The 18895-nt window shown below is 48.0% G+C and carries 17 protein-coding genes; 4 read left to right on the plus strand and 13 right to left on the minus strand.

From position 1 onward, the window contains the following. Both OXN25_14750 and OXN25_14755 read right to left on the minus strand, forming a co-directional pair. A complete protein-coding gene (locus tag OXN25_14750) occupies positions 1-486 on the minus strand; it encodes a hypothetical protein (GenBank protein MDE0426114.1) in 486 nt (161 codons plus the stop codon). Then, on the minus strand, positions 483-1034 hold the full coding sequence (locus tag OXN25_14755) for a TIR domain-containing protein (protein MDE0426115.1): 552 nt from the start codon (positions 1032-1034) through the stop codon (positions 483-485). Before OXN25_14755 ends, OXN25_14750 begins: the two co-directional genes overlap by 4 nt. Before the next feature lie 135 nt (positions 1035-1169). Between OXN25_14755 and OXN25_14760 the strand changes: the two genes are divergently transcribed. Further along, positions 1170-1352: a hypothetical protein gene (locus OXN25_14760; GenBank protein ID MDE0426116.1), complete on the plus strand. Its 183-nt coding sequence runs from the start codon at positions 1170-1172 to the stop codon at positions 1350-1352. Between the two features lie 164 nt (positions 1353-1516). Continuing rightward, a complete protein-coding gene (locus OXN25_14765; protein ID MDE0426117.1) occupies positions 1517-2041 on the plus strand; it encodes a transposase in 525 nt (174 codons plus the stop codon). A gap of 97 nt (positions 2042-2138) precedes the next feature. Here OXN25_14765 and OXN25_14770 read toward each other — a convergent pair whose 3' ends face one another. From OXN25_14770 to OXN25_14805, 8 genes are all read right to left on the minus strand, one after another. Then, the gene (locus OXN25_14770) at positions 2139-2516 is read right to left on the minus strand and encodes a hypothetical protein (protein MDE0426118.1); all 378 of its coding nucleotides are present in this window, start codon (positions 2514-2516) and stop codon (positions 2139-2141) included. Continuing rightward, on the minus strand, positions 2513-2764 hold the full coding sequence (locus tag OXN25_14775) for a hypothetical protein (protein MDE0426119.1): 252 nt from the start codon (positions 2762-2764) through the stop codon (positions 2513-2515). Before OXN25_14775 ends, OXN25_14770 begins: the two co-directional genes overlap by 4 nt. Positions 2765-2841: 77 nt before the next feature. Then, positions 2842-3105: a hypothetical protein gene (locus tag OXN25_14780; protein MDE0426120.1), complete on the minus strand. Its 264-nt coding sequence runs from the start codon at positions 3103-3105 to the stop codon at positions 2842-2844. Beyond that, positions 3098-4717: an AAA-like domain-containing protein gene (locus tag OXN25_14785; protein MDE0426121.1), complete on the minus strand. Its 1620-nt coding sequence runs from the start codon at positions 4715-4717 to the stop codon at positions 3098-3100. Before OXN25_14785 ends, OXN25_14780 begins: the two co-directional genes overlap by 8 nt. 184 nt (positions 4718-4901) lie before the next feature. Further along, complete coding sequence (gene clpB, locus OXN25_14790) at positions 4902-7484, minus strand: ATP-dependent chaperone ClpB (GenBank protein MDE0426122.1); 2583 nt, start codon at positions 7482-7484, stop codon at positions 4902-4904. 289 nt (positions 7485-7773) lie between these two features. Continuing rightward, complete coding sequence (locus tag OXN25_14795) at positions 7774-8562, minus strand: ADP-ribosylglycohydrolase family protein (protein MDE0426123.1); 789 nt, start codon at positions 8560-8562, stop codon at positions 7774-7776. Between the two features lie 82 nt (positions 8563-8644). Continuing rightward, on the minus strand, positions 8645-9481 hold the full coding sequence (locus OXN25_14800; GenBank protein ID MDE0426124.1) for a hypothetical protein: 837 nt from the start codon (positions 9479-9481) through the stop codon (positions 8645-8647). Positions 9482-9535: 54 nt separating this feature from the next. After that, positions 9536-10372, minus strand: coding sequence for a hypothetical protein (locus OXN25_14805; protein ID MDE0426125.1), 837 nt, complete (start codon positions 10370-10372; stop codon positions 9536-9538). Between the two features lie 325 nt (positions 10373-10697). On the opposite strand from OXN25_14805, the gene OXN25_14810 reads away from it, so the two are divergent. Both OXN25_14810 and OXN25_14815 read left to right on the plus strand, forming a co-directional pair. Further along, positions 10698-12866 (plus strand): leucine-rich repeat domain-containing protein, encoded by a 2169-nt coding sequence (locus OXN25_14810; GenBank protein MDE0426126.1) that lies wholly within the window; start codon positions 10698-10700, stop codon positions 12864-12866. Between the two features lie 13 nt (positions 12867-12879). Then, positions 12880-16782, plus strand: coding sequence for a leucine-rich repeat domain-containing protein (locus OXN25_14815; protein ID MDE0426127.1), 3903 nt, complete (start codon positions 12880-12882; stop codon positions 16780-16782). A 147-nt stretch (positions 16783-16929) separates the two neighbouring features. On the opposite strand, the gene OXN25_14820 is transcribed toward OXN25_14815, so the two are convergent. The 3 genes from OXN25_14820 to purN are packed head-to-tail and all read right to left on the minus strand — an operon-like array spanning position 16930 to position 18807. Then, complete coding sequence (locus tag OXN25_14820) at positions 16930-17292, minus strand: hypothetical protein (GenBank protein ID MDE0426128.1); 363 nt, start codon at positions 17290-17292, stop codon at positions 16930-16932. Continuing rightward, the gene (locus OXN25_14825) at positions 17285-18202 is read right to left on the minus strand and encodes a TIM barrel protein (protein MDE0426129.1); all 918 of its coding nucleotides are present in this window, start codon (positions 18200-18202) and stop codon (positions 17285-17287) included. The genes OXN25_14820 and OXN25_14825 overlap by 8 nt, the downstream gene beginning before the upstream one ends. Before the next feature lie 2 nt (positions 18203-18204). Next, positions 18205-18807, minus strand: a complete 603-nt coding sequence (gene purN / locus OXN25_14830; protein ID MDE0426130.1) for a phosphoribosylglycinamide formyltransferase — start codon at positions 18805-18807, stop codon at positions 18205-18207. Positions 18808-18895 lie beyond the last annotated feature (88 nt).

The raw sequence follows: 18895 nt of genomic DNA on the forward strand, positions 1-18895 counted from the left end.
TTACACACTATCCTTTGTTTCCTCAAGGTCAGTTAAATCCTCAACCCCAGCGATGTCTGCTAACATTTGAGAATACTTGCGTAACTCCGCCTGCAGCGCGTTGAGTTCTTGGCGGAAAACGGCACGTTCCGTTTCGTCCTCAAAGTCGCCTGCCAGACTTTTCCGATGCCACTTTGCTGTGAAAGGACGAACAACTTGATTAAGAACAACAATCGCGATTTTTGTGAAGTTTATACACTCTGGCCCGTGTTCTCTGATAACTTTTCTTGTGGTTGCAAACAGTGAATAGACGCTGTCTAAAGCCGTTTTTTCATCGCCATATTCAATAGGTAAGAGTTGTGCGGTAATCCGTGTTAACAATTCGATATAGAGTGCCCAGGCAGCGTTTTTGTCAGCTGCTTTTGGGGTCCACTCCATTTGTAGGAAAGGAGGCGTGATCTTCAGAGAAGACATTCCCCATTTTTCAAGCCAATTTGAGAATTTCATTTTTGCCAACTATCTCCAGTACGGTTTTTGCCAAACAGTAGATCGGAATTATGGGGATTCAGATTCTCCTGTTTCCGCCGCTTGAAAGCTTCATGTATCCACGCTTGTACGAGATTAGGGTTGGTATGCCAATCGTACAATTTTGCATATCCGCATTCTGCATTACGATACAAACGCGGTGGTATAATATAGGGGTTGTATTTATCCCTACCATAATCGCAATGGGCAGGCAAAAAAATACCGATAAGTCCAGAACGGTCACTTGCCTTTGTGTGACTTATGCTCGCCGCAATTTCCCAATCTACGTGTTTTCTTTTCCACGTCTCTGTCCCAATCAAAACCACCGTCACCGTGGAATCTTGAAGGTAATCGTCCCGGATTATTTGACGGACAGTTTCTGTCTTGGTGTTGGGATCGATATCATCATCTTGAACGGATCTCGACTCCATGATGTGGTGAACCTCTGAAAATAATTCTTCAAACAGATCTTTATACTTTTGATCGTTTTCATGATGGTAACTCACGAAAACCTTATGGCGATGAGACATATAAAATCCCCCGTTTTTATGTAAGAAGTCATATTGAGTAAAACATAAGGATGTGGTAAAATAGTGGAATTAGAGCAGATAGTTTATGTCTTTTTTTTCCGTTTAGATCGCTATTCCTTTATGAAAGGTGCTATTATGTTAGAAGCAACTCAAAAGGAGACCCCAAGATACAAGGGTATTCCAAAGCAGGTTTCCCGCAAGGATTTTAATCGGTATATTTTGCCACATCTATCGAAACGCATCAAAGGTCCGAAGCCGAAACTCTCCTTCTATAAGATATTCAACTATATCCTCTATGTTTTACATACTGGCATGTAATGGGATCGACTCCGAACCCGGCGGAATGAACTCCATTGGTCGAATGTCTATAAATGGCATAATCGTTGGTCAAAAGACGGTTCTTATGAGAAACTCTTTGAAGCATCGGTGATACATCTGCTGGAGACTGAACAACTTGACACGTCTCGTCTTCATGGAGATGGATCCAATATGGTCGTCAAAAAAGGGGCAATGGCACTGGATATTCAGGACACAAACACCAGAAAGGTGAAAAAGAACTGACCATCACTGATAATCATGGATTCATCATTGCTTGGATAACGACGCACCCCGTCAACCAACATGATACAACGCTTTTGCCGCAAGCCTTTACCGGTCTTATGACCTTGAGTCATCGGATTGGCATGGATCTGAAGGCATCCGCGCTCACGCTGGATTCTGGGTTTGATTCTAAGGCGAATCATGACCTTATCAAAGCACATGGGTTGATTCCAGTGATCTATCCAAACCGGCGGAATGCTAAGACCCCTATCGTCATTGCTCGTAAGTTCCGGTGGTTTAGAAAAGATTTATACAAAGACCGATATAAAGTTGAGCGAACTTTCGGGTGGCAAGACACTTATCGGAAGCTCGCACTGAGCTATGATAAACTCAAAGAAACGCGTTTAGGGTTTCGATATTTAGCATATTCTATGATTAACTTGCGTATAACTTTCAACAACTCTTAGCGCGTACTCGCTATGAGTTCTAAAACTATACACATAATGTCCGGTTAGGAGTAAAAGGAAATGGGACCGTGCTACGACACATATAATGCCCGGAGGACTAATCGATCGATGCCTCAGTAATGAAATCCCTTTCCAACATAATAGTTCGCCTGACAAAATCAATCTGTAGGCGATATTCTCGTAGCAAATGGGTTCCTATGAGAATTTCACTACCGACCACGAAGGTTGCCTCTGCCTGAATCATCTTGCCATCAAACGGAAAATTAACCCGGTAAAGTTCCTCCACGATCCTTTGCCCGCCAGCTAATACAGAAGTCACTTTTCCTATATATTGTGGGTTTAATCTATCTCGTAAAGCTTCAGACAGTTCCAAATCTCCGTTAAAACCTGTATCGATAGTCGCCTCCCAGGCTTGCCCCTCTATGGAGAGAGTGATTACTGGTACTCCTGCATCTGACACTCTTCCTTGAATCACCGTCGCCCACCTTTCCAAAGATAGGCTTCGTAGCCGATACGTTCAAAGAAAAGTGGGGAAGTTAAGCCTTCAGTACTACGTTGTTCAACAATGTCTATTGCAGAATCGCCGAACCAAATTCGTCCGCTTTTCGGATCGATCCCAGCTGTCTGTCCAATACGGTCCGTAATATCGTGCTGTTTCTGGTATTCCGCCCAAATCTGCTTGCATTTGCGTGAGTCGGCTTCTGTCCAGTTTGAGTGTTTCATTATTGATTTCTCCTTTCCGTTGCAAGCTCAGTTTGAAACTTAGCAAAACGGGCAATAAATTGCCCTACTACGAACGGTTAGGTCCCTATGTCTAATGCTTCATTAATGCGTTCATAAATCCATTCGTCAATAAGTTCGCCCGCTGGTATCCCGCGTTCCTCAGCAAGTTTTATCACGACCTTGGCATCTTCGGATGTTAGCCAAACAGAGACTTTGAATTCACCGCCCTGTTTCAAGAGCGTTCCCTCGCGTTGCTGCATCTCTTGGGCCACGAAGTATTCATGGTCATCGTAGACATCTTCGTATTCTTCAACTTCGGGATCTATGATGTGTTTAAGCATTCTCAGTGCTCCTATCTGAGGGCTTTTTTTGTATCACAGGAATGACATAACTCCGAATCGTGAAACCTTCCACCGTCTCTGTCTCTACCCGTGGTTCCGAGGCTTCACGGTGATCAAAGACGACATAGTACCCTTCTATCGCGTTCTCCAATTTGAGATACGCAGCGAGCTGCCTTTTGCCTGCTTGATATCGTCTCTCGCCTCTCCAAATCTTGGTCTCAACGATATATTTTCGTTGGTTGTAGACAATACAAAGATCTATCCGCCCACGACCCATTTGGACTTCAAGGAACATGTTGCCCCCCACCGCTTGGACGAACCCATCAAGGTAGGTGAGAAGGAGATGTCTGCCGACAGATTCTTGTGGCGTTTGCGGCACTTGCAGAATTTGAAAGCCTGCCCGCGCGATGAAGTCCCTGAAGTTATCAAGTAACGACTCCATGTCAATCTGTCCCGTGTTCGTGAGGTAAGCCCGGAAACCTATGATGTTGTTTTCAGGGAAATATTTCTCCTCAAGCCCATTTACCGTAGGCTTGAATGCTTGTAGGATAGCATATAGGTAAATTGGGTTAGCAATGTCACACATATTGTCTGTGCCTTTGGAAATAACGCCATAGGTGGCAAGGATGTTGATGAGCTCATCGTGCGGGTTGAAAGGTACCCCATCCTCGTGTGCTGTGATTCTCATCAGAATTTTTTCAAAGCGCGGATCTTTACGAATATTAGTTGTCAGATGCACAATGTTGGTGTTTTGGCTGTAGAGGAGTTGTGTGTGTGCCGTTATAAAATGCGACATCGTGATCGTTTCCGCTTTCGGAATATCAAACTCCTCTGTGAGAATCTGCGCGAGTCGATTGACAAGCACAGGTTGGCCGGCAGTCTGTTTATGAATAGATGTGATAACCGCTGGATTGAAGGTTTGGCCGACTTCATCCGTGTATTGTCCAAGCAGGTCTTGTACTTCCTCTCGCGTGAAGTTCGGTAAATGGAACTCATCCTGGATATTGAACGGAGAGATGGATCGATCGTAGTTAAGTTGGTTGATACTCTTAACGCCGACAATGCTGACGCTATGGGGGCATCGCGGTTTACCAGCAATGTAGATGTGGCGGAGGGTGTGGAGAAAATCACTCAGTGCGGCTTGCGGAATGCCGTCAAACTCGTCGATAACGATGACAACCTTTTGCTCGTTACATTCAACGTCCAAAAAATTTGCAAACTCCCTAAAGAATTCCAACAGGGAAAGGTGATCGGCAAGCCCTGTATTTGTCAAAAATTCCGTTAAAGCATCTGAGGGAGCAATGTCACGGTGCTGGAAAACCTGTTCAATTCCTTGGCGAATCTGTTGGTAGAGATGCCCGTAGAAAGTGGAAGGGGAAAGGTTTTTATAGATATCAAAATTCAGCGGAATCGGGAAATAGGTAGGTTCTTCTGTGATGAGTCTGTCCAAGGCACGCTGAAAGAAGGTCGTTTTACCGGTTTGACGCGGCGCAAAAATGACAATATACTTACCGTCTTTAATGCGGTTGATGAAATCGTTAATTTTCTCGATGCGTGCGACGACATAGTTTTCCGCTGGATGCACGGGACCTTGGGTGCCAAAACGTCTCATTTTCCCCTCCCTTAGCAGTGTATTCTTTTATATTTTTCTTTCCTTTTTTTGCTAAAGGATACCATGAAAACTTTGCCTATGTCAAATTGAATTCACGGGTTTTAGAGCAGACGAATGCACGTAAAACTACAATAAAGAGGGCGAGGCACGAAGACCTCGCCTTGCATGGTTTGTGTCAGCTAAATCACGCCTTCCTGAAAACGAACCCTTCACCTTCAAAATCCACAGCAATCGCATCACCGTCCTGGCAGTTACCCTCTAACATCTCAATAGCCAACGGATTGAGAATATCGCGCTGGATTGTCCGTCGGAGCGGACGTGCGCCGTAGACAGGATCAAATCCACGTTTCACCAACTCCGCGTTCGCAGGTTCTGTGAGTGTCAAGGTCATCTCCTTCTCCGCGAAGCGAAGACTCAGCTGCGCCAGTTCCAGTGTGACAATCCGCTGCAACGCCTCAATGTCGAGCCGGTCAAAGATAATCAGATCGTCAATACGGTTCAGGAATTCCGGTGGGAAATGTGCTTGTACGGCTTCCACTACCTTACGCCGAATTTCCTTTCCGTCCAAGAGCGCATCACTAATCCATTGACTACCGATATTGGAAGTCATAATAACAACCGTGTTCTTGAAATCGACTGTGCGTCCTTGCCCGTCCGTCATTCTACCGTCGTCGAGCATCTGGAGTAAGACGTTGAACACCTCTGGATGCGCCTTCTCTACCTCGTCGAGTAAGATGACACAATACGGATGTCGTCGGACTGCCTCTGTGAGCTGCCCGCCTTCGTCGTAGCCGACGTATCCCGGCGGCGCGCCGATGAGTCGCGAGACGGTGTGTTTTTCCATGTACTCGCTCATGTCGATACGCGCCATAGCGTTTGCGTCGTCGAAAAGGAACTCCGCAAGCGATTTGGCGAGGTGCGTTTTGCCAACACCCGTCGGACCCATGAAGAGGAAAGAACCGAGCGGACGATCCGGGTCGCCGAGGCCGACGCGGGCGCGCCGGATTGCGTTAGAAACAGCACTCACTGCTTCGTCCTGTCCAATGACCTGTTCGCACAGGCGTTCTTCCATGTGAAGGAGTTTCTGCGTCTCACCTTCCATCAACCGATAAACAGGGATACCCGTCCATTTCGCTACGATTTCGGCAATATCCTCTGCACTGACTTGCTCTTTCAACATCTGTGTGCCGTGCGCATCTGTTTCCAGGGCTTCTCGGATGGTGCTGAGTTGGGACTCCAGTTCCGGTATTTTGCCGTATTCCAGTTCTGAGGCTCTACCGAGATTGCCCGAACGTTTGGCTTGTTCCGACTCAATACGGAGTGCCTCAATCTGTTCCATGAGTTCACCGATCTGCATCAAATTCGCCTTTTCGTTCTGCCACGTAGCTTTCAGGGCGTTTGCTTTCTCTTTAAGTTCAGCAAGTTCAGCAATCAGTTTTTCAAGTCGTTGTTGGGACGCGGTGTCCTCTTCTTTCTCCAATGCTTGCTGTTCGATTTGGAGCTGGATGATACGGCGTTCCACCTCGTCAATTGCCTCCGGCACGCTATCGATTTCAATCCGCAGGCGCGATGCCGCTTCATCCACCAAATCCACGGCTTTATCGGGTAAAAACCGTTCCGAGATATAGCGTTTTGAAAGCGTCGCAGCAGCAACAATTGCATTGTCCTGAATTTGCACGCCGTGATGTGTCTCATAGCGTTCCTTCAAACCCCGCAGGATCGCAATCGTGTCTTCCACCGACGGTTCTTCAACCTGTACGGGCTGGAATCTGCGTTCCAAGGCGGCATCCTTTTCAATATGTTTACGATACTCATCGAGCGTGGTTGCACCGATGCATCGGAGTTCACCGCGCGCCAGTGCCGGTTTGAGCATATTCGAGGCATCAACGGCACCTTCCGCGGCACCCGCACCGACAATGGTATGCAGTTCGTCAATAAACAGAATGACTTGTCCTTCTGCCTGTTCTATATCGGCAAGGACAGCTTTCAATCTGTCCTCAAATTCACCGCGATATTTACTGCCGGCAATAAGTGCGCCTAAATCGAGTGCAATGAGCCGTTTCTCGCGAAGGCTTTCTGGAACATCGCCGTCAGCGATGCGTTGTGCGAGTCCTTCCACAATCGCCGTTTTCCCGACACCGGGTTCACCGATGAGCACGGGGTTGTTTTTCCGCCTGCGGGAAAGGACTTGCATCACACGACGAATTTCATCATCACGTCCGATAACCGGATCGAGTTTTCCTGAAATCGCTTCTTGCGTTAACTCTCGACCAAATCGGGTGAGTGCCTGATACTTATCCTCTGGATTCTGATCGGTTATCCGTTGGTTGCCACGGATGTCAACGAGTGCCTTGAGGATTTTATCTTTCGTTACACTCGCTTCCCGAAGGATTTTGCCGACCTCGGTTTGCTTAGCTTCAGCACACGCGATCAGGAGATGTTCTGTACTGACGTATTCGTCTTTAAGTGCCGTTGCCTCTTTGAAGGCACCGTCTAATACGGATTGCAGTGCAGGAGCAATACGCATTTCAGCTGCCGCGCCTTGCACATTGGGTGTCTTTTGAACGAGATCCTCAATTGCTGAGGTAATTCCGGGAATATCAGCACCTAATTTCTGGAAAATCGGTGTGACAATTCCGTCAGTTTGCCCAATGAGAGCCAACATCAGGTGTTCAACACCCAGTTCGGGGCTTTGGGCATCTGAGGCTAAACTTTGTGCTGTCTGGAGTGCTTCTTGTGCTTTAATTGTAAATCTATCAAATCTCATAATATGCCTCCTATATTGTTTCTATTTTATTCAAAGTGTATTCAAATCAGTTCTACATAGATGTAGCAAAATCTATGCCACTTTTCTCTGGACGTTGAGATTGGATAGTTGAGGGTAGGGACAGGTTTTGAGCCTGCCCAATATATTCTTTTTTGTGCCTGTCCAATATAGGTATCCGCAAGGGATACCCCTACGGTTGATCGTGTGACACTTTGGCATCCTATGTGCTAAATTGGCAGGGAGAATGAGTTAAATTAGGACAATTTGGTATAGGTGAGTTGTCGCAGGATTAGTTATTGACCGTCCGATACATCTCTCGGATCAGTTCTACGATGTCCGGTGCTTTGGGCAAGAGGAAACGGTTCTCTGCTTCTGTTTTAATGGCTTCGGGAATTCCGTGTAGTGCTTCAGCGATCGCGCCTGCGATTGCGCCGAGCGTATCCGAATCACCGCCTAAAGAGATCGCATTGCGTACAGCATCTTCATAGTCCTCTGATTCCAAAGCGCACGTGACGGCTGGCGGGACTGTACCTGGGCAGGTCATATCAAAAGCGTAGTCGGATCGGATAGCGTCCACTGTCTGCGTCAAGTCGTAGCCGTATTCGGTAGTGATAACCTCGCGAATGCTTGCGACACTTTCACCGCGATAGGCGAGCCAGATGGCGTGAGTTGTTGCCTGTGCCCCTTTTACCCCTTCCGGATGGTCGTGGCTGATAACGGTTACTTTCTCTGCATCGAGAAGTGCAGCGTTGAGGTCATCTCGATTCAGAAATGCCGTTGGCGAGACGCGCATTGCTGCGCCGTTACGGAGGGTGCAATTGGGTGTGTCCGCCTCGGAAGCGATCCACTGTTTGAATATTTGACTGAAACCGCAGTTTGGATACCGACGACCCCATTTACGCATCGTCTCTGCTGGTGGAAGATTGTGTAAAAGCGCATCAGCGACGGCTGTCGTGCAAACCGAGTCATCTGTGAAACGACAGTTGTCACTGAAGAGAGGAAAATCTTTGGTTTTGATCCGGCTATCTTTCGGTTCATAGATGGAACCGACAATGTCTCCGATAATTGCGCCTAACATGTTTTGAGCCTCTTCATTAAAAAATGTAGGGCGAAGGCATCATACCTTGCCCTACAACATACAAGCACAAATTAGATAAATACTACCGCAGCGTGCGTTGTGCCTTGATGTTCGCCCATGTTGTGGTGAACTTGTCTTGCGGTTCAACACTTACGACTGCTTCGGCGTATTCAGCCAAATCGGCTTCATCGAAAGCAGAATTATAGACGATGAGTTCATCTACACTACCGCCGAAGTAGTGGACATCCGTGCCTGAAATCACTTCATCGTGAAAAACGGTGTCGCCATTGACCTTACCGATAGCGATAGCGGCACCGTGCCCATACATTGCCCCGCCGTCTTCATTGGCGATGAGTTCGCCGTTAAGCCACAGTTCAAATTTTTCGGCTTCAACTGCGTTCGTGGTGTCGCGTAACACCAGAGCCACGTGATACCACACCCCTGATTCTATGGCGACAGCGGGCCACGCGCCATCCCAGTTGTATTCTGCTCGGTTCCATGCGCCGACATAAACCTCTCCGTCGAAGACGTAGAGATTAAAGCCTCGTGTTGCACCGCCTTCTTCATAAAGCGTCTGCTTATGGTCGGCGATATCTACATCATCGCAGTTAAAGTAACAGGCAATCGTCCGATCCGAGTAGAAATCGGGCTGTGCAATGGTATTAATACCCACGTCATTGGGGAGGTGGACCCCATCATCTATGCCGTCGAAACGTAAAGCTGAACCGACAGGACCCTCAACGATTTCGGGGTCCCCCACAATTGTGCCATCTAAACCTTTCCCAGAGGTATCGACGACATCTAAGTCTTCAAGACTCCACTTACCTTCAACAGTCGCTTCGTCTTTTGCTGCATGAGTGGCTGCAGTAATAAATATAAGTAAAATACTCAATACGAAAATGGAACGATATTTTACCATTATGACGATCTCCTTTATGGATTTTATTGTTGAACCTCAGTCTGAGAGCTGAGGTTAGTTTTCAGTGCGTTGGGCTTTCAGGTGTCCCCAGGTGGTTGTAAATTTGCCCTGCGCTTCGACGCTCAAGGGCGACGCGAGTTCTGTAAAATCTGCCTCGTCAAAAGCGGAGCCATAGACAAGAACTTCGTCGATTATACCACCAAACCAGTCAACATCAGTTTGACCAGCACCGGTACCATCATGATAGACAGTGTTCTGGTTGAGATGACCGATGCCGATATCGTCAGAATGTGCGTGCAACTGTCCACCCTTTTCTTGGGCGATACGTTTGCCATCTAGCCACATTTCAAACTTATTACTTTCTACCTTCGCTGCACCGTCGCGAATCACTAAGCCGACATGATACCACCGCTTTGACTTAACCTCTGCGAAGGGCCATGCCCCGTTCCAGTTGTACTCGGCGCGATTCCATCCGCCGACATAAACCTTACCGCCATGCACGTAGATGATTAACCCGCGTGTCGCGCCGCCTTCTTCAAAAATTACCTGCTTTCGATCATCAATCTTCACGTCGTCGCAGTTGAATAATGCAGCGACCGTCCGGTCGGTATAGGGGCCACCGGTGTTAATATCCGCGGAATCTGGCAGTTTAATACCGTCACTTTTGCCGTTGAACTTCAACGCTTTTCCAGAGATACCCTCGACAGCTTGCGGTTTTCCAGCGAAATTACCATTCACACCTTTCTTTGAAGCATCTTTGGCATCTCCATTATTAAAATCCCAGATCGCGGCAACTGTCCCTTCATCGCGCTGTGCGCTTACGGGTTCGATGGGGAACAACACACATAGCAGTAGAGCAACACATCCTATAGAAACAAATACACGAACCACTTTTCTTCTCCTTGTGAGATTCCTCCCTTTCTATTGAATATGGAGGTTAGAATGTCTTTGCGGCAGATATTTCATGCCCCAAATTGCTGATTTACGATGTTTCTTGCATTATTCAAAATTGTTAGAATTTTGTCAAGTTAAAATCTGGAGATTCGGAAAAAAGCATTGACGTTAACTCGTATTTTAAGGTATGCTTTATTTCTCAGCACTACACGGATTTTATTTTTAATTTGAAAATTGATTGTCAATCACATCAGCAATAGAAAAGGAGTTGAACCTAAATTTTGCCCAAACACCGAGAGCCAAATTGGGTTATTTTTGTATTATGCCACTTACGAAAACGAAACAGATACTGATTCACCTATTCATGTTCAGCGTGACGGTGTGCTTGATATTTCCACCAACGGCACCCGCACAGACCGTTAATGTTCCAGACACTGGCTTGCGAGCTGCTATTAATGAAACACTCGACAAAACACCCAGTGCCGCAATTACGGCAGATGAGATGGCGACGTTGGACCAACTTGATGCAGTTGACAGAAGCATCCGAGATTTGAACGGACTGGAAGCTGCAGCAAATCTGAGGAGTGTAGAACTTCGTCATAATCTAATATCGGACTTATCACCCCTCACAAGATTGATTCAGCTGCATCACATAAATGTGGAGGATAACGTGATATCCGACTTATCACCCCTCTCAGGTCTGATTAACTTGGAGGAATTGCATGTTCATCATAATCTAATATCCGATCTCTCGCCGATTAAAGGGTTAATCAACTTAAGAGAACTAAATATCTCACATAATGTGATAACCGATTTATCACCGATCTCAGATTTGATAAGGCTTGATCGGGTGTTGATGAGCGAGAATCCGTTAGCAGACCTGTCCCCGCTTACGGGTTTAATCAGCCTGAGGCGTTTTCACTCTTCGGGCACGCCTATACTAAACTTGTCTGCCTTGACGAAGTTACCGAAGTTGCAGGAGTTAGATATTGGCAGCGGGGAAATTTCCGATCTCTCTGTTTTGGAAGGGTTCACAACCTTGAGAGAACTCTATCTTGCAGATAACGAAATTTCGGACCTCTCGCCATTGGCGACATTAACGGGACTGACACATCTAAATCTTGAAAATAACCAGATATCTGATGTTTCCCCGCTTGCATCTTTGTCCAACCTGACCCGTATTGAACTTCAAGATAATGAGATAGTAGACTTTTCGCCGCTGGATGTCTTCCCTGAGAGTGTCACTATCGTTGGAAACAATAATCCTGGATTCGCAGGCAATGCGCCAAAAATACAGGGACCTTGGTTGTGGGTTATCGTGCCAACAAACGGACTGTCGGGCTCAAGGGCAGCCGCTTCTCAAACAGATTTTCTCTCACAAGTCAGTGGTGGCAGCATGACAGAATTAAGGATTGCAAGACAGGGAGCGATGGAAGGAGATGCCGTTGGGGATAAAGTCTGGACATTAGGGAGAATCCCCAGAAAGGGTGGCAATAACATCAATGAACTCGTGAATACCATCGGCTTAGGCACCGGTAATATAGATCACCATGTCGTTTACGGTTCTATAAACCTCGATTCGCCACGCGTACAAAATACACGGATGTTTGTCGGCAGCGGCGATGCTGTTAAGGTCTGGCTCAACGGTACATTGGTCCATACCAACGCCGTTGACAGAGACGCGGACGGTTACAAAGAGAATTTCCCTGTTACGTTAAGAGCCGGAACAAACGCCCTCTTGATCGCTGTCTACGAAGGTGAGGGGTGGTGGAGCGGCTTTTTCGGATTTGAGAGTGGGACGGACTACACCGTATGGACCCAGAGTCCTCCAACTCCTATAGGCTTCGTCCGGGTGGCGGATGTAAATGAAGATGGAATCGTGAGTATTTTGGACCTGATTTTTGTAGCACGTGATTTTGAAAGAAACAAACCGACAAATCCACGATCGGATGTGAACGGTGATGGAAGGGTTAACATCTTAGACCTTAACTTTGTCGCAAGCAATATAGACGCGACGATACCCGCCGCGCCTTCTAACTTTATATTCGGTCAACTCTCTCCAGAAACGCTACGGGCATGGATAGCACAAGCACACGCCGAGAACGACGGTTCCCTTGCTTTCCAACAAGGCATCGCGAGTCTCCAACGGCTTTTAGCCGCTCTGATGCCGCGTGAGACACAGTTGCTCGCTAATTATCCGAACCCCTTCAATCCAGAGACGTGGATACCGTATCAACTCGCAACGGCTGCCGATGTTCAGATCCGTATCTATGCAGCGAATGGCACTTTAGTCCGGATATTAGATTTTGGACATCAACCCGCAGGTATCTACCAACAACGGGATCGTGCGGCATATTGGGATGGTAAAAATGAGATGGGTGAATCTGTCGCGAGCGGGGTCTATTTCTATACATTGTCCACGGAGTCTACACGCGACTCCGTTACTGCTGGGGATTTCACTGCGACTCGTAAAATGTTGATAGCAAAATAAAGAGGAGAAAAATATGAAACGTCTCATCAAAATCGGACTCTTATGTGTGCTGATCGCAGGCTATCAAACCGTTGCGGCACAACAAGACATCGCACAGCAAGCTTATCTTATCCTTGAACAAAACTGCCTCAGCTGCCACGGACCCCACGGTGCTTTTACAGAGCAAATCGTTATTGAATCCGCAGCAGGTTTAATCGATTCTGGTGCGGTTGTGCCAAGCAACCCACTGCAATCTGAACTCTATACGCGCCTCACGCATCCCGACCCCACGAAACGGATGCCCTTAGGGAGTCAACTTTCAGATGACGCGATTGCAACGATCAGCAACTGGATTCAGGCAGGGGCACCGAGTTGGGAAATCCAACACGATGTCAACTTCATCTCTACCGATGCTATGCTCACAACCATCCAAAATCACTTGAACACGCTGGATGCCTTTAATCGTCCCTTCGCACGCTATTTCACGACCACGCATCTCTATAACGCCGGCAATGGACCCGAGGCTCTTGCAGCGTATCAAGTCGCCCTCTCAAAACTCGTCAACAGTCTCTCCTGGGGATTCCAGATTACCAACCCACAACCGATTGACCCAGCTGAGACGATTTTCTACATCGACCTGCGGGATTACGAATGGGACACTCGCAACGCATGGACGCAGATTGAAGCGGTTTATCCATATCTGATTGATTTTGACGCAGTTACACAAGCGCCTCTCTATAGCAAACTCGTACTCCTCCGGCAAGAAATGAACTGTGAAGTGCCGTTTGTATATGCCGATTGGTTTCTCGCCACGGCATCCTTACCTCCCCTCTACCACGACATCCTCGCACTCCCTGAAACAGAGCAGGAGTTGGAACGAGAACTCCGCATAGATGTTGATCGGAATATCCAAAGTGCCCCAGGGGTGCGCGTCTGGCGTGCCGGCACCAACGATTCAGGTGTCTCGAATCACAATCGGGTTGTAGAACGCCACACCTCCCCGTATGGTGCGTATTGGAAGAGCCACGACTTCGCAGGGAGTGCGGGTGCACAGAATATCTTCACGCATCCGTTGTCTTTCGAGCGGGATGGGGGTGAAGTGATCTTCAATCTGCCGAACGGGTTACAGGCATACTACATTGCGGACGGTTTCGGGAATCGGATAGATGTTGCGCCGACGGAGATTGTATCGAATCCAGCGGCGAGTGATCCTGCTGTGCGTAATGGTCTGTCGTGTATCGGTTGCCACACGGAGGGAATGAAAGATTTTGAAGATGGTGTTCGATCTGTGATAGAGCAGACGGTGTCTCCGGTTTACGATAAGGATCATGCGTTGCGTCTGTATGTGGAAAACGCGGTGATGGGTGTGCTTGTTGCTCAGGATACGTCACGTTACAAGGCTGCGTTGGAATCGACGGGTGGTGTATTTGGGGGTATAGAACCTGTGCATCGGTTCTATGAAGAGTTTCATGGACCTATTGAGGCATCCTACGCCGCTGCTGCCGTCGGTTTAGAAACAGAAGCCTTCCTCTCGGAAATTGCGGAGAAGTCGAGTTTACAACGTCTGGGTTTGACGGGTCTGTTGACGGGTGGCAATGTGAAGCGCGATGCGTGGACGGCTCAGTTCTCGGAGGTGATTTCGGCACTCAATTCTGAAGATACGCCGCCGCCTCCACCACCTCCACCGCCTCGTCCCTCGTTTACTGGTGATCTCATCCCGGATCCAAATCTTCGTGAGGCAATTGCAGAGACACTTGGTAAAGCACCGAATGAGCCAATCACTGAGGTAGATTTAGCGCGGTTGACGCGTATTGATGCCGATGAGAGGGGCATCACTGATTTGACGGGGCTTGAGCATGCTACAAGATTGGAACGGATAGAATTCCGGCACAATGCAATATCAGACCTCTCGCCACTGAAGGATCTAACACGACTCAATAACATCAAACTCCGAGGGAATAGAATCACCAATGTGTCACCGCTCGCCAACTTGACTAATGTTGATTGGTTGGGGCTTGAGCAGAACGCAATTACCGATTTATCCCCGCTGCGAAAATTAATAAAATTGAATGGGATCGGGATTGATGGCAACCCTATATCGGATGTCTCGCCCCTGGCGAGTCTCATCAGTCTGGATCGTCTAAATGCTTGGCGTACACCTATATCGGATTTTTCTGTGCTGGCAAGGTTACCGAGACTGCGATGGATAGAATTTGGCAACGATAGACTTGTATCAGCGATTCCAACCCTGAAGGGGTTAAGAGCATTGGAACGATTGGAAATCCACGGCTGCAGCATTTCAGACCTTTCTCCGTTAGCGGAATTAACACAACTGGAGTGGTTAGAGTTGGTGAATAACTTGATCTCTGATGTGTCTCCGTTAGCGAAACTCACAAATTTGAAAACCCTGAATCTGGATGCCAACATCATATCCGATCCATCTTCCCTTGCAGCCCTAACGGACTTGGAGGTGCTGTACCTTGAAAACAATGTTATATCCGATGTGTCGTCCCTTGCAGGGTTCAAAAACTTAGAGCGACTTGACCTCCGCAATAATGCCATATCTGATTTTTCGCCGCTGAGCGCATTGCCTGACGAGACTTTTGTCCGTATGGAGGGCAACCCTGGATTCCCGTCAGGCGGTCCGAAAATAACGGGTCCTTGGTTATGGGCGATAGTACCTGGCACACGGCTTGAAGACAACGTAGATTTTCTGGCGTTCGCGACTGACGGTGGTGCTACGGAAATAAAAGTCGCTACCAACGGTGCTAAGGAAGGAAAGGCTGTCGGAGATAGTAAATGGACGCTGCATCGGCTGTCTTCTTCTGGTGGTGATAATATAAATCGAATGACCGCTGCGCTCGGTTGGGGAACACGTGAGGAGATATACGACCATATCGTCTACGGCTCGGTCATCTTGGACTCACCCGAAGAACAACAAACAACAATGCTCGTCGGGAGTGATGATGCCGTCAAAGTCTGGCTCAATGGTGAGGTGGTTCACCAAGCCTTTGTTGGGCGCGGTGCTAACGATTACCAAGACTTTTTTCCTGTCACCTTGAAACAAGGGAAAAATGCTCTGTTAGTCGCGCTTGACAACCACGGGCATGGTGGGTTTAGTGGCTTCTTTGGGTTCGCACCGGATGCCAAATATGAGGTCTTCCAACCGGGTATTAATTTCACCTTTTCCACGGAAACGACGCAGGTTGAGGTCGGGGACACGTTCACTGTGAATCTGATAGTGGAAAACATTGACAATTTAGCGGGATGGCAGACAGATATCGTCTTTAACCCGACTGTCCTGAGGGCACTGAGCGTGACGGAGGGGGATTTCCTAAAACAGGAGGGGGGAGACACCTTCTTTGAAAACGGCACGATTAATAACACCACCGGTAAAATCACAGGTTTGCAGGCGGTGCAACTCTCCAAAGGCGAGATGGACAGATACGGTGTGCTTGTCTCTGTGAGATTCACAGCCATCGCAAATGGCGAAAGCCAACTCACAGTGGCTAATTTCCAAGCGGGTTCCAGTAGAGGTGAGAAGATTCCTGCAAGGCTCTCAGAGATAACGATTGTTGTGGGAAGCGGTACCCCGGCTGCGCCCGTGCTTCTTCCCGAAGAGACTGCCTTGTTTGCGAACTACCCGAATCCGTTCAATCCAGAGACATGGATACCCTATCAACTTGCCGAGTCTGCCGAAGTCACGGTGCATATCTATGCGACGAATGGTGTATTGGTTCGGACGTTGGCTTTGGGACATCAAGCTGCGGGTATCTATCAGGGGCGAAGCCGTGCGGTGTATTGGGATGGTAGGAACGAAGTCGGAGAGCCTGTGGCAAGTGGAATCTATTTCTACACATTGTCCACGGAGTCCACACGCGACTCCGTTACTGCTGGCGATTTCACAGCTACCCGCAAGATGTTGATACGGAAATAGCGATTAGCGGTCAGTGGTCAGGGTGCTTCGCTTTCAGCGGTCAGCCCAGAGAACGTTGTGGATATTACCTAAGAGGGAAACCCCCACACGATCTACTGACTGCTGATAGCCGAAAGTGAGCGGAGCGAACGCCCTGATGGCTGACTGCTATTTGCTGTAATAACCGAGGAAGGCGATATCGCGTAAACCGCGGAAAAGTTGACGACGGATGCTAAGACGACTCCGCGCCCAACCCTCTATATATCTTATTGCGTCACCTATGCCGAGTTGTGTAAAGACGCACAATTTCCCGATGAAAAGCGGTGGACCCCATTGAAATAGATGGATTCCAAGACGGATCCGCGTCCGTAGCGGTTTGGGCAACTGCTGAACGAACCCATCAATTCTAATGATGGATATCTCCAATTCTGAGTCGTTTGGAACCCCGACCATATAGGCACACACGGACGTGAGAATATCGTGTTCAACTTGCGTAAAAAAGTAGGTTCCGTTTGAAGTTGCTCTATGCATCGGCTTGCTCACTTGATAGCGATTCGCACAATTCTCGGGCTTCTATCACGGGTTCCGCTGCACAAGGACGAATTTCCAATACCTTTAGCATCTCTGCGGACAGCTCCGCGAAGATTTTGTCCCATTCGAGGTCCCCTGTTCCTGGCGGATGGTATGCCTGAAGCCCTTGCAAGTCGTGCAGGTTCACACCGACGAGGTGTTCTGAATAGTGCTCAAGCCATGTATCTGCCCAGCAAACACCGAGTCTTTCCTGTAACGCGGCGTGTCCAATGTCGTGCCAGTAGCGCATCGGGCTGCCGTAAAATTCCTCAAAGAACAATCCAACTTCGTCAAAATTCGGGATTTGGTAGTAGTGCGGACGGTTTTCAATAGCGATACAGAGTTCCATCCGCAGCGCAGATTCATTGAGCGCATCGAGACTCCGTAGAACCGCGTCTTGGTGTTTTGCTGCTTTCCGTTTTCGCCATTCAGTGGCTTCCGTCACTTTCTGATCAAAGGCTTCAAATTCACGCTCACCGTAATTGTAAAGTTCAGTCATCAGGTAGGACCGGTCGTAGGTATCGACCTCACCGAGATGCAGAACGACGATTGGCGTTTCCAATTCAACGGCGAGTTCCATCGTTTGGATCGTACGTCGGACCGCCTCCTGTCGTTCGTCTGCATTCAAACTGGAAAGTAAAATTTTGTCTGCGCCTGCCTCTGTTTGGGACGTTCCGGGAAGGATGGGACAAAAATTGTGAATGGAGCATGGCGGATTTTCACGGAGGTACGGCTTGAGTTGTTCCACCTGATCCGGCGTGAGATGTCTACTCAGTTCGAGCTTCTCAAAACCCAGCGTTTTGAGTTCATCAAAGAGTTCGGCACCGTCTGACTGATTCAAGGCATTCCACATTGTTGAGATTGCTAACATAACTACTCCACAATTACCTTTCGTCCTTCAACTCTTAGTTTCCCTTGTGCGTACCATTTAATCACTTTCGGATAGAGTTTGTGCTCCTCAATCTGAATGCGATTGTGTAGGCTCTCCTCGTCGTCCGTATCGAGTACCGGAACAGCCGCCTGTGCGATAATGGGTCCAGAATCGACACCTTCATCAACAAAATGAACGGTGACACCCGCAATTTTTACACCATAAGCCAAGGTATCAGCGACCGGATGTGCCCCTGGGAATGCTGGTAATAGCGTCGGATGAACGTTAATGATGCGATTTTGGTATTTTCGGACAAAGGGGGGTTGGAACAACTTCATAAAGCCCGCAAGGACAATCAGCTCCGCGGCATGTTGTTCGATAATCTTTGAAATTTCTGCGTCAAAATCGACGCGATTCTCAAAATCTTGGGCCCTCACAACGTGTGTGGGTATACCGGCACGTGCTGCGCGTGTGAGCGCGTACGCCTTCCGCCTGTCACTAATTACAGCTGCTATGTCAATACCACTTGTTTTATTTTCATGTAGCTGCTCAATCAGGGTTTGGAGATTTGTTCCACTTCCAGAAACAAGAACTGCGATTTTCAATTTTTTAAACGATTGCTCCTGAGCTGCCCTTCCGTTGTCAGGGCAGATGTCCGATTGTTAAGGAACCTTTTTGAACCTAAGATAGGGT

It is taken from the genome of Candidatus Poribacteria bacterium (assembly GCA_028820845.1).
Taxonomy (GTDB): domain Bacteria; phylum Poribacteria; class WGA-4E; order WGA-4E; family WGA-3G; genus WGA-3G.